The 24,229-nt window shown below is 36.2% G+C and carries 22 protein-coding genes; all 22 read left to right on the forward strand.

Features of this window, described 5'->3' with window-relative positions:
• Nucleotides 1-8: 8 nt before the first annotated feature.
• Entirely contained in the window at nt 9-1,295 is a 1,287-nt protein-coding gene (gene hisZ / locus BM305_RS14260; protein ID WP_092562080.1) for an ATP phosphoribosyltransferase regulatory subunit, read from the forward strand.
• Between the two features lie 28 nt (nt 1,296-1,323).
• Entirely contained in the window at nt 1,324-1,974 is a 651-nt protein-coding gene (hisG, locus tag BM305_RS14265) for an ATP phosphoribosyltransferase (RefSeq protein WP_092562083.1), read from the forward strand.
• A gap of 18 nt (nt 1,975-1,992) precedes the next feature.
• A complete protein-coding gene (gene hisD, locus BM305_RS14270; RefSeq protein WP_092562086.1) occupies nt 1,993-3,288 on the forward strand; it encodes a histidinol dehydrogenase in 1,296 nt (431 codons plus the stop codon).
• 18 nt (nt 3,289-3,306) lie between these two features.
• The gene (hisB, locus tag BM305_RS14275) at nt 3,307-3,894 is read left to right on the forward strand and encodes an imidazoleglycerol-phosphate dehydratase HisB (protein WP_092562089.1); all 588 of its coding nucleotides are present in this window, start codon (nt 3,307-3,309) and stop codon (nt 3,892-3,894) included.
• A gap of 9 nt (nt 3,895-3,903) precedes the next feature.
• Nucleotides 3,904-4,635: a 1-(5-phosphoribosyl)-5-[(5-phosphoribosylamino)methylideneamino] imidazole-4-carboxamide isomerase gene (locus BM305_RS14280; RefSeq protein ID WP_092562092.1), complete on the forward strand. Its 732-nt coding sequence runs from the start codon at nt 3,904-3,906 to the stop codon at nt 4,633-4,635.
• On the forward strand, nt 4,632-5,891 hold the full coding sequence (gene hisIE, locus BM305_RS14285) for a bifunctional phosphoribosyl-AMP cyclohydrolase/phosphoribosyl-ATP diphosphatase HisIE (protein WP_092562095.1): 1,260 nt from the start codon (nt 4,632-4,634) through the stop codon (nt 5,889-5,891). Before BM305_RS14280 ends, hisIE begins: the two co-directional genes overlap by 4 nt.
• Before the next feature lie 294 nt (nt 5,892-6,185).
• Nucleotides 6,186-6,362: a 30S ribosomal protein S21 gene (gene rpsU, locus BM305_RS14290; RefSeq protein ID WP_092562098.1), complete on the forward strand. Its 177-nt coding sequence runs from the start codon at nt 6,186-6,188 to the stop codon at nt 6,360-6,362.
• Nucleotides 6,363-6,536: 174 nt separating this feature from the next.
• Complete coding sequence (locus BM305_RS14295) at nt 6,537-6,905, forward strand: YabP/YqfC family sporulation protein (protein WP_092562101.1); 369 nt, start codon at nt 6,537-6,539, stop codon at nt 6,903-6,905.
• Between the two features lie 12 nt (nt 6,906-6,917).
• Nucleotides 6,918-8,168 carry a sporulation protein YqfD gene (gene yqfD, locus BM305_RS14300; RefSeq protein WP_092562104.1) on the forward strand — a complete coding sequence of 417 codons (1,251 nt, stop codon included), beginning with the start codon at nt 6,918-6,920 and terminating at the stop codon, nt 8,166-8,168.
• On the forward strand, nt 8,143-9,198 hold the full coding sequence (locus tag BM305_RS14305) for a PhoH family protein (protein ID WP_092562107.1): 1,056 nt from the start codon (nt 8,143-8,145) through the stop codon (nt 9,196-9,198). Before yqfD ends, BM305_RS14305 begins: the two co-directional genes overlap by 26 nt.
• A gap of 6 nt (nt 9,199-9,204) precedes the next feature.
• Nucleotides 9,205-10,293 carry an HDIG domain-containing metalloprotein gene (locus BM305_RS14310; protein ID WP_092562110.1) on the forward strand — a complete coding sequence of 363 codons (1,089 nt, stop codon included), beginning with the start codon at nt 9,205-9,207 and terminating at the stop codon, nt 10,291-10,293.
• Nucleotides 10,294-10,333: 40 nt separating this feature from the next.
• A complete protein-coding gene (gene ybeY, locus BM305_RS14315) occupies nt 10,334-10,840 on the forward strand; it encodes an rRNA maturation RNase YbeY (RefSeq protein ID WP_092562112.1) in 507 nt (168 codons plus the stop codon).
• A gap of 3 nt (nt 10,841-10,843) precedes the next feature.
• The gene (locus tag BM305_RS14320; RefSeq protein ID WP_092562115.1) at nt 10,844-11,959 is read left to right on the forward strand and encodes a DUF3048 domain-containing protein; all 1,116 of its coding nucleotides are present in this window, start codon (nt 10,844-10,846) and stop codon (nt 11,957-11,959) included.
• Nucleotides 11,960-12,011: 52 nt separating this feature from the next.
• Nucleotides 12,012-13,646: a putative polysaccharide biosynthesis protein gene (locus tag BM305_RS14325; RefSeq protein WP_092562118.1), complete on the forward strand. Its 1,635-nt coding sequence runs from the start codon at nt 12,012-12,014 to the stop codon at nt 13,644-13,646.
• A 73-nt stretch (nt 13,647-13,719) separates the two neighbouring features.
• Nucleotides 13,720-14,394: a hypothetical protein gene (locus BM305_RS14330; protein WP_092562121.1), complete on the forward strand. Its 675-nt coding sequence runs from the start codon at nt 13,720-13,722 to the stop codon at nt 14,392-14,394.
• Nucleotides 14,395-14,600: 206 nt separating this feature from the next.
• On the forward strand, nt 14,601-16,706 hold the full coding sequence (locus BM305_RS14335; RefSeq protein ID WP_092562124.1) for a glycosyl hydrolase: 2,106 nt from the start codon (nt 14,601-14,603) through the stop codon (nt 16,704-16,706).
• Nucleotides 16,707-16,837: 131 nt separating this feature from the next.
• Nucleotides 16,838-18,298, forward strand: coding sequence for a hypothetical protein (locus BM305_RS14340; protein WP_092562127.1), 1,461 nt, complete (start codon nt 16,838-16,840; stop codon nt 18,296-18,298).
• Between the two features lie 181 nt (nt 18,299-18,479).
• Entirely contained in the window at nt 18,480-19,895 is a 1,416-nt protein-coding gene (locus BM305_RS14345; RefSeq protein ID WP_092562130.1) for an APC family permease, read from the forward strand.
• A 17-nt stretch (nt 19,896-19,912) separates the two neighbouring features.
• Complete coding sequence (locus BM305_RS14350) at nt 19,913-21,277, forward strand: glutamine synthetase family protein (protein WP_092562133.1); 1,365 nt, start codon at nt 19,913-19,915, stop codon at nt 21,275-21,277.
• 45 nt (nt 21,278-21,322) lie between these two features.
• Nucleotides 21,323-22,219 carry a class II glutamine amidotransferase domain-containing protein gene (locus BM305_RS14355; protein WP_092562136.1) on the forward strand — a complete coding sequence of 299 codons (897 nt, stop codon included), beginning with the start codon at nt 21,323-21,325 and terminating at the stop codon, nt 22,217-22,219.
• On the forward strand, nt 22,207-22,929 hold the full coding sequence (locus tag BM305_RS14360) for a GltB/FmdC/FwdC-like GXGXG domain-containing protein (RefSeq protein WP_092562139.1): 723 nt from the start codon (nt 22,207-22,209) through the stop codon (nt 22,927-22,929). Before BM305_RS14355 ends, BM305_RS14360 begins: the two co-directional genes overlap by 13 nt.
• A 14-nt stretch (nt 22,930-22,943) precedes the next feature.
• On the forward strand, nt 22,944-24,212 hold the full coding sequence (locus tag BM305_RS14365) for an FMN-binding glutamate synthase family protein (protein ID WP_242940553.1): 1,269 nt from the start codon (nt 22,944-22,946) through the stop codon (nt 24,210-24,212).
• The last annotated feature ends 17 nt before the right edge of the window (nt 24,213-24,229 follow it).

The following is a 24,229-nucleotide window of genomic DNA, read 5'->3' on the forward strand; positions in this document are numbered from 1 at the left end:
GGAAAATAATGAGTTATTTAGTTTCAGAATCAGGATTTAATCATGGTCTTTTACATACTCCTGAAGGAGTCCGTGACATCTACAATGGCGAATGTGAGCAAAAGCTCCGCTTACAAGAAAGTATACACGATATTATAAAATTATACGGTTTTCGTGATATTCAAACACCAACGTTTGAATTTTTTGATATATTTAATAAAGAGAGAGGGACTACTGCATCCAGGGAAATGTACAAATTTTTTGACCGTGAGGGAAATACATTAGTCCTTCGCCCGGATATTACACCATCAATAGCCAGATGTGTGGCAAAATATTATAAAGAGGAAGAACTTCCAATTCGGTTATGCTATCAGGGTAATACTTTTATAAACAATACTAGTTATCAAGGAAAACTAAAGGAAACAACACAGCTTGGTACAGAATTGTTTAATGATGGTTCCTCTGACGCAGATGCAGAAATGATTGCATTGTTGGTAAATTGCCTGAAAAAAGCAGGATTAAAAGAATTTCAGGTGGAAATCGGCCATGCGGATTTCTTTTTAGGACTGTTAGAAGAAGCAGATTTTGATCAGGAAGAGGCAGAGCAGCTAAAGGTTCTTATTGAGAAAAAGAATTTATTTGGTGTGGAAGAATTGGTTTCAAGCAAGAAACTAGATGAAAATTTAAAAGAGCTAATTTTGAAACTACCAGATTTGTTTGGAAATCTGGATAATCTTCTTTACGCAAAAAAAATGATTAAAAATCAGCGTTCCGTACACGCTATTGAGCATTTGGAAAAGCTATATGCTATATTAGAGTTATATGGTTTTAGCGAATACATTACCTTTGATTTAGGAATGCTCAGCAAATACAATTATTATACAGGCATTATTTTCAGAGCATTATCTTATGGTTCTGGTGAAGCTATTGCAACAGGAGGAAGATACGATAACCTAGTAGAACAATTTGGAAAAAAGGCAAAGGCCATTGGTTTCGTAATTCTAATTGATCAGTTAATGACAGCTCTTTCCAGGCAGAAGGTATTAAATAAAGCATCGGCATCCAGTACGTTAATTTTGTATCACAGCCAGTATCGAAAAATGGCAATTGATTTAGCAAATCATTTCCGAGGCAGCGGAATGAAGCTGCTTCTCATGCGTATGTCCAATGAGAAGGAAATGGTGGATTATGTTGACTACTGTAAGAGGCAAAGCATAGGCGGAATATTGCTGATGAAGGATGCAGATACCATTGAAGTAATCGATATTTCCAGTGGCGGAAAAAAAATCACCCAGATTAGTGAGATGCTAAGTTAAGTTTAACTTATGAGGAAGGATAGAGAGTATGAATAGATATTTGACATTTGCCCTGGCAAAAGGAAGAATTGCAAAGAAAACTTTAAGCTACTTAGAAAAAATAGGAATCACCTGCGAGGAAATGAAAGATCCAGATTCCCGTAAATTGATTTTCAAAAATGAAGACTTAAAATTGAAATTCTTTTTAGCAAAAGCAACAGATGTTCCCACCTACGTTGAGTATGGTGCTGCCGATATTGGAGTAGTAGGAAAAGACACTATTTTAGAAGAAGGAAGAAAAATGTATGAGGTACTGGATTTAGGAATGGCAAAATGCAGAATGTGTGTGGCAGGACCGCTGGAAGCTGAAAAGCTTCTGCATAGTGGTGAGCTAATCCGTGTTGCTACTAAATACCCTCATATTGCTAAAGATTATTTTTATAATAAGAAGCATCAGACAGTGGAGATTATAAAACTAAATGGTTCCATTGAACTTGCACCAATTGTTGGATTATCAGAAGTAATTGTGGATATCGTGGAAACAGGTTCTACTCTTAAAGAAAATGGGCTTGTGGTTTTGGAAGAAATCTGCCCTTTGTCTGCCAGAATGGTTGTAAATGAAGTAAGTATGAAAATGGAACATGAACGGATTTCCAGTATTGTCAGAAATCTGAAGATGGTATTGGACGAAGCAAAATAGAATAGGAAGGAGCTTTTTATGAGAATTGTTGAATTAACAAAAGATACAAAGGATAATATTTTGGAAAATCTGCTGAAAAGAAGCCCAAATAATTATGGTGAATATGAGGCTGTTGTCAGTGACATTTTAGCTAATGTCAAGGCAAATAAGGATGCTGCTGTTTTTGAATATACCTTAAAATTCGATAAAGCAGCAATCAATGCGGATAATATTTTAGTTACACAAGATGAAATAGAAGAGGCCTATTCAGTAGTAGAACCTGCTTTAATAGATGTGATCCGCAAGGCACTGGTTAATATAGAGGATTATCATAGAAAGCAAAAACAATACAGCTGGTTTGACAGTACACCTCAGGGAACGATTCTAGGACAGAAGGTTACGCCGTTGGAATGGGTAGGGGTTTATGTTCCAGGTGGAAAAGCAGTATATCCTTCCTCTGTATTGATGAATGTAGTACCAGCTGTGGTTGCAGGAGTGGATCATATTATTATGACAACTCCTCCCAACAAGGAAGGAAAAGTAAATCCAGTTACTTTAGTTGCAGCAAAGGAAGCAGGAGTAAAGGAAATATATAAAGTTGGAGGTGCCCAGGCAATTGCAGCACTTGCATATGGAACAGAAAGTATTCCTAAGGTAGATAAAATTGTGGGACCTGGAAACATATTTGTAGCACTCGCTAAAAAGTCGGTTTATGGTCATGTCAGCATTGATTCCATTGCTGGTCCAAGTGAAATTCTTGTTCTTGCAGATGAAACAGCTAATCCAAGATATGTTGCAGCGGATTTGTTATCTCAGGCAGAGCATGATGAATTGGCATCCTCTATTTTAGTTACCACCAGCAGAGAGCTTGCAGAGAAGGTTTCAGTTGAAGTAGAAAATTTTGTACAGGTGCTTTCCAGAAAAGAAATTATTGAGAAATCATTAAATAATTACGGCTATATTTTAGTTGCAAAGGATATGGAAGAAGCTATTGCTGTTGCCAATGAAATTGCTTCAGAGCATTTAGAGATTATGACCAAGGATCCTTATGCTGTAATGACGAAAATCAGGAATGCAGGTGCCATCTTTTTAGGTGAATACAGCAGTGAACCATTAGGCGATTATTTTGCTGGCCCCAATCATATTTTGCCAACCAATGGAACTGCAAAATTCTTTAGCCCGTTGAGTGTAGATGATTTTATTAAAAAATCAAGTATTATTTCCTATTCAAGAGAAGCACTAGAACCAATTCATAAGGATATTGAACAATTTGCCAAGTCAGAACAGCTGACTGCCCATGCAAATTCAATTGCAGTTAGATTTGAAACTTTATAGTCATGAGAGGGATGCATTATGGAAAGAATATCTAAGATTTTTAGAAAGACAAACGAGACGGACATAACAATGGAATTTACTGTAGATGGTTCAGGCAGAGCTTCCATAGAAACTGGAATAGGATTCTTTGACCATATGTTAAACAGCTTTACAAGACATGGTTTTTTTGACATGAAATTAAAAGCAGAAGGTGATTTATATGTAGATTCCCATCACACGGTAGAGGATGTTGGGATTGTTCTGGGTAATGCCATTAAAGAAGCGGTTGGAGATAAAGCTGGAATGAAACGATATGGTTCATGCATGCTGCCAATGGATGAAGCACTAGTTTTATGTTCCTTGGATTTGTCTGGAAGACCATACTTATCCTACCAGGTTGATTTAACAGTAGAACGGTTGGGAACCATGGATACGGAATTGGTTAAAGAATTTTTTTACGCCGTTTCCTATAGTTCTGGTATGAATCTGCACATAAAAATGCTGGATGGTGTTAATAATCATCATATTGTAGAAGCGGTATTTAAGGCATTCGCAAAAGCATTAGATGAAGCAACAAGGATGGATGAGCGTATCACAGGTGTGTTGTCAACAAAGGGAGCTTTATAGGAGGGTAATATGAAGATTATTCCATCAATTAATATAAAAAATGGTCATTGCGTCAGGTTAGTACCAAGCCAGTATCAATGTTCTGATATTATATCACATTCTCCAAAGAAAGTTGCGAAAATGTGGCAGGAAAAAGGAGCTTCTTTTTTACATGTTGTTGATGTAGACGGTGCATTATCCGGCCATGTTGTAAATGACGAGACGATAAAATCTCTGATTGAAAACCTTTCTATCCCGTTTGAAGTAGGTGGTGGTATCCGCTCCATGAAAGCAATTGAAAGTATCCTGAATCTTGGGGTAAAAAGAGCCGTAATTGGTACAAAGGCTGTTGGAAATCCTACCTTCATACGAGAAGCTATTTCTAATTTTGGAGCTGAAAAAATTGTGGTTTCCATAGATGCCATTAATGGAATGGTAGCAATGGAGGGCTGGGAAAAGGTAAGTAATTACAATGCCGTTGCCATGGCAAAGGAAATGATTGAATTAGGCGTTCGTAATATTGAATACACGGATATTCTTAGGGCAGACTTAAAATTAGGACCTAACGTAGAACATATTCAGGAAATGATAAAAAGTACTGGTTTGGATATTATCGTGGCAGGTGGAATTCACACCTTGAAAGACCTTGAGCAGGTAGTAAACAGCAGGGCTTACGGTGTGATACTGGAAAGTCCGCTTTATGATAACCGGATCGATTTGACTACGGCAATAGAATTGTTCGAAAAAGGAGATAAAAAATGAGTTATACGAAAATGATTCCCTATATAAATGCAGAAAATGAATTAGAGAGTTCGGTTTTAAATCTGGCCCAATGTTATAGCTTAAATGGTGCAGATGAATTATTTATTTACAATTACTCCAAGGATGATGCTACCAGAGAAGAATTTCTAAAAGTCTTAAAGAAAATAAATAAGGTGATTGACATCCCTTTTATAGCTGGATTATACGTAAATCGCTTTGAGGATGTAAAAAAGGCTTTTTACACAGGTGCGTCTCAGGTTGTTGTAAAAAAAGAAATAATTACCAGTTCGGCCGCTATGATAGAAGCTGCGGATCGTTTTGGAAAAGAAAAAATCTGGCTGGAGTTAACGGAACAGGAGTTTGAGCAGTCAAAAGCTGAAATAGCGGCACCATCCTTTTATTGCGGAGGAATTCTATTGAAACATGTAACAGTATCCACACAGCTACATAGTCTGCTGGAGAATTTTCCATGTCCTGTTATTATCAGAGATAGTTTAATACGAAATGATTTGTCTACCCTATGTACTTATCAGAATGTAGTGGGTATATCTACTAATTATTTTGAGCAAAAGGATATTATGAAGGCAAAGCGTGCTTTGAAAAAGGAAGGTGTCGATGTTAATACGTTTGAAAGTGCTGTCTCTTTTGAGGAGTTTAAATTAAATGCAGATGGAATGATTCCAGTTGTTACCCAGGACTATCGGACAAATGAAGTTTTAATGGTTGCATATATGAATAAAGAGGCTTATGAAAAGACAATTGAAACAGGCAAAATGACCTATTGGAGCCGCAGCCGCAATGAACTTTGGTGTAAAGGAGATACATCTGGTCATTTTCAATATGTAAAGGAATTGAAAATTGATTGTGATCGTGATACTATATTAGCAAAGGTACATCAAATAGGTGTTGCCTGCCATACAGGAAACCGAAGCTGCTTTTTTACGGATCTTGTGAAAAAGGAATATGAGGACAATAATCCGTTAACAGTATTACTGGAGGATTATAATATTATTTTAGAACGAAAGAATCATCCAAAGGAAGGCTCCTATACAAATTATTTGTTTGATAAGGGAATTGATAAGATTTTGAAAAAATGTGGTGAAGAGGCAACGGAAATTGTAATTGCTGCAAAAAATCCAGAAGCAGAGGAATTGAAATATGAAATTGCAGATTTCCTTTATCACATGATGGTTCTGATGGTAGAATGTAACCTGGATTGGAATGATATTTTAAAAGAATTAGCAAACAGGAGGTAGTGTTATGTGGTTTTTAACAGCATTTTTAGTGTATCTTGTGAAAGCTGTCTTTTTAGGCACAGTTGCTTTTTTTGGTGTGAAAGCTGGTATTGCATTTCGGAAATCAAAGAATATGAATCAATAAAGTGAGAGTACGTTTGGCTTTTCAAACAAAGAATTTGGCAATTTTCAAAAAAATTACTAAAAACTATTGACGTGTGAAAAAAGTATGGTATAATCTTAATAGTGCTATTCAAATAACCCAAACAGTTGTAAAGCACAATACACAACTGGAGGGAGGTTAGGTGTGAGACTATGTCAAATGTTATCGTAAAAGAAAACGAGACTTTAGATAGTGCTCTACGCAGATTCAAAAGAAACTGTGCTAAAGCAGGTATCCAACAGGAAATTCGTAAAAGAGAACATTATGAGAAGCCAAGCGTAAGACGCAAGAAAAAATCAGAGGCTGCTCGTAAACGTAAATTTCAATAATTATTAATAATATAATTGTGCAGGAATAACCCCTTAGATTTTGATGTTTATCATCAAATTTATGGGGTGTTTTTCATGTGATAGGAAATATCTGTCTTGAACAGAGCATTTAATGGAAAGATTTTCACTTAATGATCATACAATAGTAACAGTATCATATGGTGAGGTCCATTTATGAGACAAAAAGTTAAATCTAGTCATAAGGAATTTAAAAAGAAGAATGCAAAAACATTATATAAACAGTTTTCAAACAAATCAAAGCGGGAGCAGGAGGTTGAGAGAGAATCCTATTTAGAGGTATTATCTCAAAGCTTAAAAATTCCATCGGATGTGCTTGCTTGCGCACCGATTTTAACGGTAACAGGAAACAATCAGCTTTGTTTAGAAAATTATAAGGGGATTATCGAATATACTGGTGAAATTATTCGAATACAGGCTAAAAACTGTCGAATACATATTGAAGGCTGTCATCTTAATATTGATTATTTTACAGATGACGAGATGCGGATTTCTGGTAAAATTATACGAATTGAATATTGTTAAGGAGGATATCAGATGCTCATACGTTTTCTAAAATGGTTTAAGGGATACCTTCTGGTAATGATATATGGATATTCGCCAGAAAGATTTATTAATTTATGCAGAAACCACAATGTATTAATCTGGAATTTAAAGAAAGTAGAAAAAGGCTATCAGTTTCACATTTCTTTAATGGGATACCGGAGTATAAGGCCAATTGCAAGGAAAACAAAAACAAGACCGATGATTATAGAACGTCATGGACTGCCTTTTATTGTTAAAAAATACTTAAAACACAAAGGGTTCTTGATTGGTGCCTGTTTTTTTGTTATTATATTATATACACTATCCTTGTTTATTTGGGATATTAGTTTAGAGGGTAATTACACCTATACGGAAGATGTTATTTTTCAGTATTTAGAAGAAATGGATGTATATCCAGGGAAACAAATAAGTAAAATAAATTGTAAAGAAATAGAAGAATCCATACGAAAGAAATATACGGATATTGGATGGGTTTCGGCAGAAATAAAAGGTACCAGGCTTCGACTGAAAATTGTGGAAACCAACATGCCGGTACCTTATGAAAAGGCTTCTAAACCCTGTCATTTGATTGCTAGTCATGATGGAATTGTTACATCTATTATAACGAGACAAGGAACACCTCTTGTAAAGAAGGGGGATGAAGTGAAAAAAGGAGATATTTTAGTATCTGGTATTGTAGAAATAGTTGGTGATAATGGGATACTAATAAAAAAGGAACCTGTTATTGCAGATGCTGATATTTACATTCAGACAAATTATCAATATAAAAAGAGTATACCGATACACTATCAAAAAAAGGATTATACAGAAAAGAAAAGAGTGATTTATGGTTTTTCTTTATTTCATAAAAAACTTTACTTATATAATCCGTTTAAAAAATTACAAATTGATAAAAAATATGATATAATAACTACGGAAAATAATCTTAATCTTACACATTCTTTTGTACTGCCATTTTCTTTTTTTAAAAAAGAGTATAAAGAGTATCAGGAAGTTCCAAGTGTGTATGAAAAGGAAATACTTATAGAGAAGGCAAATATGTATTATTCCCAGTATCAGGAGAAGCTGGTTGAAAGTGGGGTCAGTGTGATTGAAAACCACGTTAAAATACATATGGATCAGAAGAATTGTATTTCAGCAGGTGAAGTAATTGTTGTAGAGCCTGTTACGGAAACAAAAAGAATACGGGAGACCGAGTGGAGGATTTTAGAAACAGATGAGCATAGTGGAAACGATGATTGATATACCGATGAACCATGAAAAAAATGTTTTTGGGCAATTTGATGCTTATATTAAGTTAATTGAAAGAAATTTAAATGTAACAATTGTTTCTAGGAATGGTGAACTGAAAGTAATTGGAAATCAAGAAAATGTATCAAAGGCAAAAAGTGTTTTTTTACAGCTGATTGAATTGTCTAAACGCGGGAATACAATTACAGAACAAAATGTAACATATGCACTAGCATTATCAGCAGAAAATAAAGAATCTCAGATTGTTGAAATTGACTCAGATTTGATTTGCAATACGATTCAAGGGCGCCCAATTAAACCAAAGACAATGGGTCAAAAGCAATATGTTGACCAGATGAGAAAGAAGATGATTGTATTTGGCGTTGGACCAGCCGGAACAGGTAAGACTTACCTGGCTATGGCAATGGGGATTAACGCATTTAAGAATGACGAAGTCAGTAAAATAATATTAACTCGGCCAGCCATAGAAGCGGGGGAAAAGCTTGGTTTTTTGCCAGGTGATTTACAAAGTAAGGTGGATCCATATCTGCGTCCTCTTTATGATGCACTTTATCAGATTATGGGCCCTGACAGTTATTTGAAAAATGCGGAGAAGGGATTAATTGAAGTTGCACCTCTTGCTTATATGAGGGGAAGAACGTTAGACAATGCCTTTATTATATTAGATGAAGCGCAGAATACTACTCCGGCACAGATGAAAATGTTTTTAACTCGAATTGGTTTTGGCTCAAAGGTTGTAATAACAGGTGATTTAACACAGAAGGATCTTCCGGCTGGAACCAGTTCGGGTCTGGAGCAGGCTTTGAAGGTTCTGGAGAGAGTTGAGGAAATCGGTGTTTCTCACTTGACCAATCAAGATGTGGTGCGCCATCCATTGGTGCAGAAAATTGTTAAGGCGTATGATACGTATGAAGAAAAGCAAGCTGCATGGAATGACAGGCGAAAAAAGATTGAGGATAAAACGGACAAAACAACCTATCCACATATTAAGAAAAAAAGTAAATCGAATAAAAGAGGATAATGTTATATGATACAATTTGGAAAGAAGATAGGTTTTCCGTCATTTGAAGTGTTTGCAGTGCTTTCAGCAATGGTATCCATCCTCATTTTTTGGGGAATGAATTTTATATTCAAAAGTAGTGACGAAATGGTATGGAAGGTAATATTCTGGAACATTTTAATGCTGTTCTTATTTCTTTTTTCTATAGGCTTACAACAGTATGAACGGTTTTTTCAAGGAACATTTTTTACAGTTAATTTAATTTGTTATAGTACTACTTTGCTGCTGATAGTTATGTCAAAAGATTTTTTGATATTTTATTTCTGGATGATTGGTTCTATCATTATTGCATGTTATATTCATCCTTATTTAGCAGCAGCATTTCATTTGCAGCATACAATCACTTATTGTATCATAAATCAATACAATCTGGATCAATTTGTGTTCTATTTTTTATTAGGATTTGTAATGATAGTAGTTGCAGGGTATATGATAAATCTAAAGTATTTTGCTGGTGGTGTAGCGGCTGTCTGGATTGTAAATATTACCCTGTTGTTAATTGCAAGGCGGTTTATAGTGAAATATACGGAAGAAGATATTTTTTCTCTAATCAGTGGGTTCTTTATAATGCTGATTGCATTTTTGATTAAGAAAGATAGTGTGAATGGGCAAGAAGAAGTATCAAACAGGTTAATTTCTGCGTTGGTTCAGCCTGATCATCCGCTGCTTGTGCAATTCAAGAAAAAATCACCTTCTTTGTATGCACATTGCGTGATGGTAGGAGAACTGTCAGAAAAGGCAGCACAGCAGATTGGAGCGGATGGTGCGTTAGCAAAATACGGAGGCTTCTACCATGAAATTGGACGTCTTAAAGGGAACAATTATGCTGTAACAACAAAAGAGTCTGCAATCGTTATGTTGTCAGACAGTATCCTTGCATCTGTTCAGTATTTAAAAGAAAACAACCGATGGGAACCATCTATGGCGCATAAATTAGTTTCAGAAATAATGGAGATGCGCTTTAAAAATGGCACATTGGACAAGTCTATGCTGACACTATTCGACTATAAGGTTTTAAAGGAGTTTTATTCAAAAAATATTTTAGAAGACGTGTGAATTTGTAAAAATTGGTTATGTTTATAAGGAGACCTATAAGATGAATATCAATATTGAGAATGAATATACAGAAGAAATAACATTTCCCTATGAAGAGCTGGTGGAAAAAGTGGTAAATCAGGCTTTGCAGTATGAAGCTTGTCCCTATGAGGTGGAGTTGAATGTTTTATTAACAGATAATGAAGGCATCCACCAGATTAATCTTGAGACAAGAGAGATTGATAAAGAAACAGATGTTTTGTCATTTCCTATGGTGGATTATGAGCAGGCTTCTGACTTTTCATCATTGGAAGAACATGAACTGGAATACTTTAATCCTGAAACAGGAGAATTATTGTTGGGGGATATTGTGGTTTCTATTGATAAGGTATATGAACAGGCCGATTTATATGGACATTCTGAAAAACGAGAATTTTGTTTTTTAATTGCACATAGTATGCTTCATCTATTTGGGTATGATCATATGGGAGACTCAGAACGAATGAAAATGGAGAAAAAGCAGGAAGAAATACTAAAGTTACTTAATATTTTACGGAATGGGGATTAAAAAATGAAAAGTAAAAGAGTGCTTATTACAGTTGGCATTTGTTTTCTATTTTTGCTTATGGGATGTGGTAAGAAAAATGATATACAAAAAAATGCGATTATTCCGCTTGAAACAGCAGCATCTGCGACCATACAAACACCAGTTCCAACAGTGGAACCGGAACAGCCAGATATTGAACAGCCTGTTTTAGATCCAGACATGGAGGGAAAAGCCCAAAGTACTTTAACTGGTCTGTGGGTGGATAAGGAGTTGGTTGCCAAACGGCCATATGCAATTATGATAAACAATATTAAAGCGGCTAATCCACAAAGTGGAATTTCTCAGGCTTCTATTCTTTATGAAGCAGTAGTGGAAGGAGGAATTACCAGACTTATGGGGATTTTTGAAGATTTTGATTCCAAACGAATTGGATCTGTGCGGAGTGCAAGGCATTATTTTTGTAGCTTTGCAGATGAGTATGATGCGATTTTTGTTCATTATGGGCAGACCAAGTATGCCATCTCAAAAATGGAAGAACTGGGAACGGATAATCTGAGTGGACTAGAGGGAGTGGGAACTACTGTGTTTTACAGAGATAATTCTATTCAGGCGCCTCACAATGCCTTTGCAAGTTATGAAGGAATTCTAAAGGGAACAAAAGAAAAAAAATACCGGACAGAGCGTTCTGAGAACACTAATCCATTCACCTTTAATGAAAGTGATATACAGATTGATGGAAAAGATGCAAAAAAGGTATCGTTAGGGTATTCTAATTACACTACTCCTTATTTTACTTATGATGAGCAAGAAAAGGTTTATAAGAGATTTCAATTTGGTGGACCTCATATTGACAAAAGTACAGGAGAACAATTGACATTTAAAAATATTATTATACAATTAGTAAAGGAATGGGATATTGATAAAAACGGTTATCAGACAATGGATATTGAACAAGCATCTGGAAGCGGTTACTATCTCACAAATGGAAAAGTGACAGAGATAACATGGACTAAAAATGAAGATAAAAAAGAAAGAGTCTACTATGATAAGGATGGAAATGAATTGAAGTTAAATGTGGGTAAAACATTTATATCAGTATTTCCCCGTGATCGAAGTAATAAAATTTCTTTTTCACAATAATGGTCACCTTTCGCAGGAATAAGGCTTACAAAACGAAAGATAGGAGTTTATTATGGGTTCATCAAAAAAAGCAAACAATTATTTAGTGCAAGGTACAATCTTGGCCGTTGCTTCTATTCTTGTAAGGTTTATTGGAATAATGTATCGGATACCAATGACGAATATTCTGGGATCAGAGGGGAATGGAATTTATACAGTAGCCTTCAATATTTATAATATTGTACTTATTTTGTCTTCATACAGTCTGCCCTTAGCTGTATCTAAGATGGTAGCTACCCGGAGTGTAAAGAAAGAATACCGGAATGCACACAAGATTTTTCGTTCGGCATTACTGTTTTCTGTAGTAGTTGGCGGACTGGCATGCTCAATCTTATATTTTAGTGCAGATTATCTGGAGGCTGTTTATAAAACTCCTGGTGTTGCCCGGCCATTAAGGGTGCTGGCGCCTACTGTATTTGTTGTTGCGGTATTAGGGGTGTTCAGAGGGCTGTTTCAAGGGAAAAAAACTATGATACCAACAGCCTTTTCTCAAATACTAGAGCAGGTAGTCAACGCATTTGTCAGCGTATATGCGTCGTACGCTTTTATGAAAAGCCACAGTGCATCAGAAGAAATATCAGCCTATGGTGCTGCTGGAGGTACGCTGGGAACATTAATGGGAGCTTTGACAGCATTAGTTTTTGTTCTTTTAGTCTATATTTTATATCGTCCAACTTTAAAAAGACAGAGAAAAAGAGACAAGACAAGCCATTCGGAAAGTACGCTGGAGATATATAAAATTATGATATTTACAATTATTCCCGTTGTACTTAGCCAAACTGTTTATCAAATCAGTGGAACACTGGATGATGTTATCTTTGGAAATGTCATGAGTGCAAAAGGAATTTCCAAATTATTGACTACAGACTTGCGGGGAGTGTATGGTTCCCAGTACAGGGTGCTGATATCGCTGCCAATTGCTATATCTTCCGCTGTTGCGTCCTCCCTGGTTCCAAGCGTGGTATCTGCAATGGAATTACGGGATTATAAAGATGTAAAAGATAAAGTGCGTTCCAGCATAAAATTCAACATGATAGTTGCCTTCCCATCAGCAGCTGGTTTGGCAGTACTGGCACATCCGATTATGCAATTATTATTTCCAAGTCTTCAGAATTATAGTCAGCTTGCAGGAAATTTACTTGTCACAGGATCAACAGCAGTTATTTTTTATGCATTATCTACTACTACAAGTGCTATACTGCAAGGGATTAATAAGATGAGGCTGCCAGTCATACATTCAGCTGTTTCACTGGTAATTCATGTTTTCCTTGTGTTTGCATTACTTCAGTTTACCAATGTAAGAGTATATGCACTAATCGTTGGAAATATTACATTTCCACTAGTTGTCTGCATTTTAAATGGAATTTCCGTTTCCAAGGAATTAAAATATAAACAGGAGATTAAGAAAACGTTTCTTGTGCCCCTCCTGTCTTCCAGCATAATGGGAATCATTGCATTTGGAAGCTATTTGTTTTTTGAACATATTACAGGCAGTAATCTGCTTGGTGTGCTGGTTTCCATCACACTGTCCATAGTATCCTACTTTATCTGCATTTTATTGTTTAAATGTTTTGATAAGGAAGAGCTTCTTGATATGCCATTGGGCCGTACGATTGCGAGAATTGCAGAAAAAATGAAATTGTTATAGAATATATTGTGTATAAAATAAGAAAACTTTGGAAATACTTAAACTGATTTCGTCTAGTACAGGAGGTTCTTTTATGAAAAAGGTTTATATATGTATCTTAAGTTTTCTTGTTTTATGTGCAGCTTTTTCGATCTGTTACTTCTTAAGTTACAGATATGCATTAATAAAATTTAATGAAAATGCAAATGAACGGAATGAGGAATTCATGCAAAATATGGATAGGGAACAGCTCTTAGCAGATTCAAATGTGATATCATCAGAACAACCAGAAGAAGACAGCTTAGAGGTAAATTCAGATAAAAATGAAGTAATTGGGGCGGACGCCCGCTTTGTTGTTCAAAGCTTTGATTTAATTACTTCTTCCTATAGTGAGACAGAGGAGAACATCCCAGCATATTTTATTGGATTAAAGAGGGAAGAGGTTATTTCTTATCTAAACGATTACATGTCAAATGTATCTTTAGATGAATACCAGAAAGGGCTGATCTCCTATGAGCTGATTTCTTTTTCTGATGAAAAGGTGATTGTGAAAAAGACATATAATAGTGCAAACATTGACTTTAAATATTTTTTGCAGGTTTATGCAGACACAATTGTAGTTTACTATTGCGATAAAAAGACTATATTTGAATATACCGATATTTGTGTATCTTCTCTGCCTGAATCAGAGCAGTTAAAGTTGAATTATGGAATTGAAGTTAAGGATGATGAGGAATTATATGGAATGCTTGAGAATTATACGAGTTAAGTTATTTTGTAATATAATTTAACTAATAGTTAAGGAAATGAATAAATTTGAGTGTACAAAATAAACAATTTTATGTTAAAAATTTTGCTAATTAAGACAGTTTTAAAAATGATAAAGATATGTTAGCATAGTATTAACAAAGTGTAGTGATTATATAGTTTTCTGATGATTGGAGGAGAGTAATTGTTTTAGCTAATTTTAAGTAAATGATTAATGGCAATTGGGGTATGAGAGAAGGAGACAGGGTGAAACAAATGAAAAAGCATTTACGAAAAAAGGCAGGGATAGTTGTCCTATTATTAACGGGAATTATTATTATTTCAATTGTATGGATGGGATTTCTTAAATCAGAACCTATGAAGGAGAACCAAGATACACAGGTCGCAGATGTCACAGAGTTAACCAATGTAACTGAGAATGAAAAGATACAGCAATTATGGGATTTTTCTAAGTGCTGTGGGAACTGGTATTACGGAGGTAGTGACTGGGAATACCAATATAGCGGAGGTGAGGCTGCTAGTGTATCCGTAGAACAAGAAATGCTGAAGGTCTCAGTGGACTACAGTGGTGAGAAAGAAAACTCGTGGAGCCAGTTGGCGGTCTGTGAATGGGATTCAGAAGGAATGAACCTAATAGGAGCCAATACGTTACGGCTTGATTTTCTTTTTGATACAGCAAGTATGTCAGGGGGAGGATTTTTAATAAAAGTATACTCTAACCATGCTGAAATAGATGCAAATGCAGCAGTTGATATGGAACATACTGAGACTGTTTCAGGAACACTTAAAAAAGCTAAAGTAGAGGTTACCTTTGATGAAATTACCAATGCAGCAGTGAAAGACTTAAATATTTGTATTGTGGGAAATTTGACCGATTATAAAGGAGATTTATGGTTGGATAATATTACCTTGCTACAGGAAAAAGGGAAGGCTGCAAATGATATTTATGTAAGTTCTACTTTGTCTGTTACAGGCAGTACTGTTCAGGCAGATATTGTGGCAGGTCAGTTGATTACATTTGACGAAACAGGCGAAGATGTGATAATACCCCTTTCTACAAAGGTGGAAATGACTGATAAAGCAGCTACAGATGAGGCAAGGCAGATTTATTCGTACTTACAGGCTGTAGGGAACTCACCAGCAGTAATTTTCGGTCAGCAGGGAAACACCCACCATAAGGCGGGGGCTTCTATGCTGTCATATTCGGATACTTACGATATAACCGGTTCTTATGCTGGCGTAATAGGGATGGATGCTTTATCCTTAGTAGGAAATGAATATAGCGCATCAAGGTATAATCGGGAACTAGCGGCAGCTTTAGATGCAGAACCGTTACCTCAAACAGCAGCTGGAAATGTACAGGCAGCAGCGGCACTGACAAATTATAACATAGAGGCTGGTGCTATTATTACCTTATCTGCTCACATGCCTAATTTTTCTCTTGTAAAGGAAAGCGGAAATTATGATGGAGAACATTCTTATTCCAGATATGATTTTTCTGGTTATACTCCCAATACGGTAACAGGGGATGTAATGAATCAAATATTGCCTGGTGGAAAGTATCATGATGAATTTACGGCTTATTTGGATATGATTGCTGATTATGCGAAACAGGTAAAGGGTACCATCCTATTCCGACCTTTTCACGAGAATACGGGAAGCTGGTTCTGGTGGGGAGCGGATTTTTGCAGCACTGAGGTGTATCAAAATGTATTTCGCTATACCGTAGAGTATTTTCGCGATATAAAGGAGGTACATAACTTCATTTATGTATATGGACCAAGCTGTGAAGCTGCAAGTACAGAAGAGTATGCAGAAAGATATCCAGGAGATGAGTATGTGGATATGGTGGGCTTTGACATGTACAATATAAATCCTTCTAATGATGATACTTGGTTTCGTGATTTTGAAAAGGAGGTTACTATTGTACAGGAATTTGCCAGACAGCATAATAAATTATTTGCTATAACGGAAACGGGAGCTGCAACCAGTTCTCCAGATGCTGGAGATAACCAGACGGCACTGCATCGAAGTGGCAACGAACAGCTGGACTGGTATCAGAACATGATGTCAGTAGCAGCAGCCTCAGACGCTTCTTATTTTTTGGTATGGGCAAATTTTAGTGAAAGGGATGGTTTTTATACACCGTATGTTAAGGCGGTTAATGAGGATGGAAGCTTATACGGTCATGAAATGTTGGATTACTTTATTGACTTTTTTAACTACCCTAACAGTATGTTTGCAGTAAATCAAAAAGCAGCTCTGGTAAAACTGAAAGATATTTCGGTATCAGCAGTTTCAAGCAAATCTTGATACAAGAAGAAACTACTATAATGGCAGTAAATGCTTTATAGTAGTTTTTTCTTGCCAATAAACTGTCTATTATGTTAAGATAGCACCATGATTGTGAGAAATAGACATGAAATTGAAAGGGGGAAATAGGCATGGATAGAACCAAAGTAACACATTTATCAATGGCAATGGAATTATTAAATATAACTGGTAAAGAACTAGCTGCGGAAATTGGTACAGATACGACAACCATCAGCAAATGGAGAAAAGGACAGCGAAAGCTAAATTATCATTCGGAATATCCTGAAAGAATTGCGAAATATATGATATCGGAAAGATTTGAAACTCAATATAATAAGCTTTTAGAGAGGTTAAGTGACAATTTATACAAGTTTGATAAAGACGATTTGGAAGAGGTAACGAAAACGTTAGGAATTTGGCTGACAGATGAAGTGAAAGAGGAAGAATTGGAAAAGGATACGGTTAAGTTGTTCTATGGACTTGAGGGGTGGAGAACTGCGCTGGATGAGTTTCTAAAATGTTTGGAACAGCTGGAAAAGGGTGAAAAAATATATATCGGTGACTTTGGGGATATCAACTGGAATGATATTTCTAAGGAATATGAGGAGTATATTGTAAATAAGTATTTACATATGTTGGAGAAAGGACATTCCTTGGTTATTATTGACAAGATAAACCATGAGTACAAGCCATACATCACTTTGTTAAGATGGATGTCATTATATTTATCACAAAAGGTTGAGGTTAGATATATTGAGGCAGAGCAAGAAGAAGTATTTCAGCAAAGTATTTATGCTGTAGAAAATCAGGTGGCAATGATTGGGACAACAATCCAAGACCAAGAAAAAAAACATCTTGTTTATCTGCAAAAGGATAACAATAGTGTAGATTTTTATTATCAACTGATTCGGAAATATGAGGAAAAATCAAAGAAATTAATTTATACCTCAGAGGTTTCTAATCCTATGGAAATGGTAGAGATTATGAATAAAAACATGCAGTATGGAAAATGCACTTATATGATGAATCAGCTGCCATCATTTCGGAATATGTCACAGGAGCTGTTAGGTGAAATTTTAGAAGAGAACCATGTTGAAAAAGATTTGAAAGATTTATGCCAGAAAGTGAATAGAAAAAGAAAAGAATTTAGGAAAAAGTTTTTTTATCGTCAAATTTATGATTTGGATTCTATTCAAGAAGCGTTAAGAAAAGAATATATAATTGAATATGATTTGAGTCGTATCATTGGAAAGGAAATAAGAATCAGTCAGGAACAGTTTAGAAGACAGTTAGAAGAAATTTCCCAAACCATTTATAGTGAACAATACATTATGGTTTTAGCTTCTTTTAGAAAAATGAATTTAAATTTAAAAGGTGCGTCCATTATTGTACAAGATGACAGCGTAGTAATTGCGTGGAATTCTCAATTCTATGATGCTAGAATTCATAGTACAGAGTTAACCTTTGTAGGTGGATATTTCAATTATTTAAACATGCTGTGGAAAGAGATTCCTCTTATATCAAAAAGTGGAGACTGGACGAAAAAGCAGTTTGACTGGATTTTAGACAAAACAGATGAGTTATCAGGCTAACACACAAAAGCCAATAAAGTGCCAATAAATAAAATAAAAAATAATATTGACATTTTATTGATAAGCTGATATGATTAACGCAACTTAAAACATACAAAAAAACAAAGACGTTATATTGGTGATGATTACCAGTGTGGCGTCTTTTTTTGTACATTGTCAGATGCCTGAAAGGAGAATGCTTATGAATGAAAAAGGAAAGTTAGGTTTGGGAAGTGCAATAGCAGTTTGTGTAGGTTTGATTGTTGCAACGAGTTGTCTGTTGTCACTGGGACAAGGAATAGGTTTATCAGGAAAAGCATTTATAATACCATTATTAATTGTTGTCATATTAAATGCATTCATTGCCATGTCATTTGCAGAATTACATTCCCTGATGCCGAAAGTGGACGGCGGAGTAGGTCAATACACATTAGTTGGACTGGGTCCAGTAGCTTCGATTGTTTCTAATGTATCTGCCTATGTAATAACCATGATATTTGCATCGTCAGTGGAGGCTGCCATGTGTGGAATGGTTTTACATGATTTTTTACCAGATATACCAGTTGCGGTACTATCTGTGCTGATTCTTGCTATATTAACAATTGTTAATTACTTTGGTGTAGATATGTTTTCGAAGATTCAGAATATTGTAGTGGTTCTGCTTATCAGTTCCTTATTCCTTCTGGGAATCATTAGTTTTTTTAAGCTAGGAACAGGAACCGTGATATCAGCAGCAGAACAGACTGCACCTAGTGTTACAGGAATAAATGTCCTGGGGTTGGCAGCAGTAGCATTCTGGCTATTCATCGGTGTTGAATTCGTTATTCCAATAGCAAAGGAATTGAAAAATCCCAAAAGAGACGTATTGCTTTCTATGATTCTTGGACTGGTACTTTTATTTGTGATACAAGCAATGCTAGGATGCGGAATGGCAAATTATGTTAAACTACAAGATTTGGCTTCTAATCCAATGCCTCACATGGTATTTGCAGAAGCCCTACTTGGAAAAGCTGGAAAAGTATGGATGGGTTTTGTAACAATTTTAGCTGGTATTAGTACTCTGAATACAGTTTTGGCAAACACAGCAAGAATTTTAATGGGTATGGCAGAGGAAGCGGTTATGCCAGGGATTTTTAGAAAAGTAAATAAAAAAGAAGTTCCAGTTGTTGGACTTGGTTTAATGGCGGCCGCAGACTTTCTAATGATAGTTACTGGTTTCGTAAATTCAAGCGGATTGACTAATTTAATATTGGCTGCTTCTTGTTTCTGGCTGACTTCTTACATTTTAACCCACATTACTGTTTTGGTATTACGAAAGAGATATCCTGCTGTAAAGCGGAATAAAAAACTGACATTGTTGGGAATACCACAAATTCTTGGCATACTTGGAAATGTATACATGATTTGGAATATTAGCAGCGATATGGAAAGCCGCCTAAAAATATACCAGATATTCGGAGTTTTATTTGTAATTTTAATTGGCTATGCATTTATATGGGTCAAAGTTGTAATGAGAGCAGAACCCTTTAAACCAGTGGAGCTTGAACAAGTTAACAAAAATGCCCTAAAGTTAAACAATGCAAGAAGCGATAGGCAGATAGAAGAAGCTGTTATATAGCGAAGGAGGAAATTACTATGGAAAAGGACAGGTTTACAGGTTTAGAAAAGTTAACTTTGGATGAAATAAAGAAAAAAATGAGGGATCATTCCATTGACATGATTCGTTTAGAGTACACAGACATTTTAGGCATTAATCGTGGCAAACTGATGCCGGCAAGTATGGTTGATGATATTTTTGAAGAAGGAATTGCTTTTGCAGCACCAAGTCTATTAATGGCATTCAATAATGAAATTATACCTTCTAAATATTTTTCTGAAACCAGCGATGATATGAAAGTAATGGGGGATGCATCTACTTTTACTATATTGCCTCATTGTGAACATACGGCACTGGTTCTAGGAGACTTATATTATAAAGACAAACCATTGCGAGTTGCTCCTAGGGAATTTTTAAAGAGAATGATTGAAGAATATCACAAATTAGGGTTTGATCCCATTGCAGCAAGTGAGCTGGAGTTTTATGTATATAACAAATTACCAGATGGGAGTGTAGAGCCATATTCCAATCATCCATGTTCTTGTTATACCGCCAATAAAAGAATTGATCCGAAACGGTTTCTTTATAAATTAACCCAAAGCTTTGAGAAAATAGGATTCAATGTCTTGTATATGAATCATGAATATTATCCAGGGCAATTTGAGTATAACTGGAAGCATTCTAAAATATTAAGAGCTGCGGATGAGGGTGCTTTATTTAAGGCATTAAGTAAGGATATTGCTGAAATGGATGACTTAATGGTTACCTTTATGGCAAAACCAAGGAATGCAGCAGGAGGAAGTGGATGTCATTTTCATATTTCTCTTAATGATTTGAAGAGTGGTGAAAATGTCTGCTTTGATAAAGAAAAGGAGAATGGAATTTCAGATGTAATGAGATATTTTATTGGTGGGTTAATCAAACATGCGAAGGGAATTTCACCATTTTTAGCACCAACTGTGAATTGCTATAAAAGATATCAGCCAGATTCCTTTGCACCAATTTACATTGGCTGGGGATATGATAACAGAACCACGTATATTCGGATTCCAGATGAAAGAGGAAAGGGTACCCGTCTGGAGGTTCGTGCTGGCAGTGCGGCTGCCAACACTTATCTGGCACTAGGCTCGATTCTTGCAGCTGGCTTGGATGGTATTAAAAATCAAATTGAACCACCAGAGGTTGTAACAACTGATTTGTATCATGATGAAAGCAAACAAGATCAAGTACTTCCCAATGCTTTATATAAAGCTATTGACTTTTTGGAAGAAGATCAATGGCTGCAAGAATGTATAGGAGCAGAATTGATTGAAGTATTCTCTAATTTGAAGAGAAGTGAAATAACAGAATATAAGAAATATGTAACTGACTGGGAATGGAATACTTATTCTTATCATAATTAGGTATAGTCAAAAATGATTCGGTCGGTGATACAAGGAGGAGTGCATATGTGCGGAATAGCAGGTATTATAAGTAAAAATAAATCAAATATATCGGGTAAACTTCTGGAAATGTTAAACCTGATTCAGCATAGGGGACCAGATGCCAGTGGAATTGCAGTGTTTTCAAAAGAAGATTCTGTAATGCTCAGGGTATCAATGAAACAGGGGAGCTGCATAGATAAATTAAGAGAAATCATTATGGGGTATGGAAAAATAGCAGAAGAAAAACTGATTTTACCAGGAAATAGTATTCCTATGGCGGAATTCAGTTTAGAATTAGCGCCAGAGAAGGTAGAAGACCTTCATGCTGCTATTAATCTGGCTGATGGATTGGCTGTTCATTCTATTGGAAATAACATAAAGGTTTATAAAGAGGGAGGACGCATTGAAAACTTAGTCAGGAAGCATAGCATTGAAGATACATTTTGTAAACATGGAATAGGACATGTAAGGATGGCAACAGAAAGTGCAGAAGATATTAATGCAGCACATCCATTTGTTTCTCCTTTCTATTCAGGGCTGGCGATAGTTCATAATGGACAGTTTACTAATTATTTTAAAATGCGGCGTTTTCTTGAGTCAAAGGGTGCTAAATTTAAAACAATGAATGATTCAGAAGCGGCAAGTCACTTAATTGCATATGCAATGAGAGAAAATGGAGGAGATTTAGAGAGTGCTCTGCAATATGCAAAGGAGCAGATGGATGGTATCTTCTGCATAATAGCAGCAACAGAAAATCAAATGGGATTTGTAAAAGATAACCTGGGAATTAAGCCTCTCTTAGTAGTAGAAAATGATGACTTTATTCTTTTGGGCTCAGAACAAATTGAGTTTACAGCAATTGCAGAGGATGTTTTTGCAAAAGAAATGGAACCAGGGGAGGTGTGCGTATGGAATATTTAGATTTAGAAAATGTTAAGAGTGAAAAAGTGAACCCTCTTATAAAAGAAAAGTTGAAGCAGCATAAGACGATTACTTTGCAGCATGTCAACTCCATGCATAATATTTGTGCCGGATTATCGGGGGAATGTGAAGTGATTATTGAAGATAGTACCGGACTATATACAGGAAGTTATATGGAAGGACCAAGGATTGTTGTGAAAGGAAATGTTGGCTGGTATGCAGGCGATGACATGATGGCAGGTCAGCTTATTATAGAAAAGAATACAGGCTGCAATGTAGGTGCATACATTTGTGGCGGAGATATTGTGATTTATGGAAATACGGGAAGCCGTGTTGGATATGGTATGAAAGGCGGTAATATTGTAGTAGCAGGTTCAGCTGGAAGATGGGCCGCACAGATGGCAATGGGTGGAAATTTAATTGTGTTGGGCGAGATGGGTTCGGAAATTGGTGAATCCATGTATGCAGGAAAAATTTTTACCAGAGATAAGAATGCAGCTGAGAAAATGGGAAGAAATGTTTTCTATGATGAAATTACAGATGAAGAAGCTAGTCAGTTAACGGCATTATTTGAAACATATGGACTGGAGGCCTGTGCTTCACAATTCCATGTTATACGTCCAGCATTAAGTGGAAGACATAAGTATGTACTATTTCAACCAGAATTAAAACCAGAACTAGCAAAAAAATATCTGAATAGGAAGGGGTGACTGGCATGATGGAAATGGATTCAAATTGGAGTAAAGAAACACTTTCAGAAATTGACTATAAGGCAAGAAATGGGAAGTATAGAATTCGAGGCTGTGCTTCACCAAGAAAACTACCTACATTTGATGATTTAATGATATTGCCTGGACAAATGACAAGGATGCCAATTGATACTTACCGCGAAAAGTGTGAAACGAGAACCGTTTTAGGTGGAAGATATGCCACAAGACCACTTATCATTGAAACGCCTGTAATGATAGCTGGTATGTCTTATGGGGCGTTAAGTAAAGAGGCAAAAATTGCTTTGGCAAAAGCAACACAGAAGGTCGGGACTGTGATTAGTAACGGAGAAGGTGGAATTCTTCCAGAAGAACTAGAAAATTCTTACAGACAGTCTGTGCAGATATTGGCAAGTAGAATGGGGTTTTCCAGAAGAAACCTAGAAGTGGCAGATATGTTGGAAGTTCTTTATGGAATCGGTGCAAAACCAGGACTATCTGGACATCTGATGGGAGAAAAAATCAGTCCAGAAATCGCACAAATCAGACAAATTCCAATCGGCATTGATTTACATTCTCACCCGAGAGCTGGAGACTCTTTTGGAGCAGACGACATGGTTGTAAAAATGCAGCAGTTACGGGAACTGACCAATTGGGAAACTCCTATTTTCTGTAAAATAGCAGCAGCAAGGGTAAAGGAAGATGTTAAAATAGCAGTTAAGCTGGGGTTTGATGGGATTATTCTGGACGGATGTCAGGGAGGTACAGGAGCCGCCCCAGTTATGGCAGCAGACCATTTGGGAATCCCGTCCATGCCTGCATTAGTACAGGCCGTAAAAGCTATGGAAGAAATGGGAGTAAAAGAGGAAATGAGTCTGATTATTTCAGGAGGTATTAAGGACGGGGCTGATTTGGCGAAGGCATTGGCAATCGGAGCAGATGCTGTAGCAATTGGTACTGGGGCAATGGTGGCAATGGGCTGTCGTGTTTGTATGAATTGCCAGTCTGGAAAATGTTCCTTTGGTATTGGAACACAAGATCCTGATTTAAGGAAAAAATTAAATATAGAAGAAGCAGCAGATAAGGTGGCAAATTATATAAAGGCCATAACGGAGGAAGCTGTTTTATTGGCAAAAGCAGCAGGAAAAACCAAATTAAAAAATTTAGAGAGAGAAGATTTACGCTCAGTCACACTGGAAGCCTGTGCAATGACAGGAATACCACTAATGGGAAGTGATTTGGTAATTGGTGAAGGCTTTGGGTTTACTGCAAATAGTGGGATTTAATAAAGAAGTGGAGTGAT

Source organism: Anaeromicropila populeti, from assembly GCF_900112775.1.
Taxonomy (GTDB): Bacteria; Bacillota; Clostridia; order Lachnospirales; family Lachnospiraceae; genus Anaeromicropila_A; species Anaeromicropila_A populeti.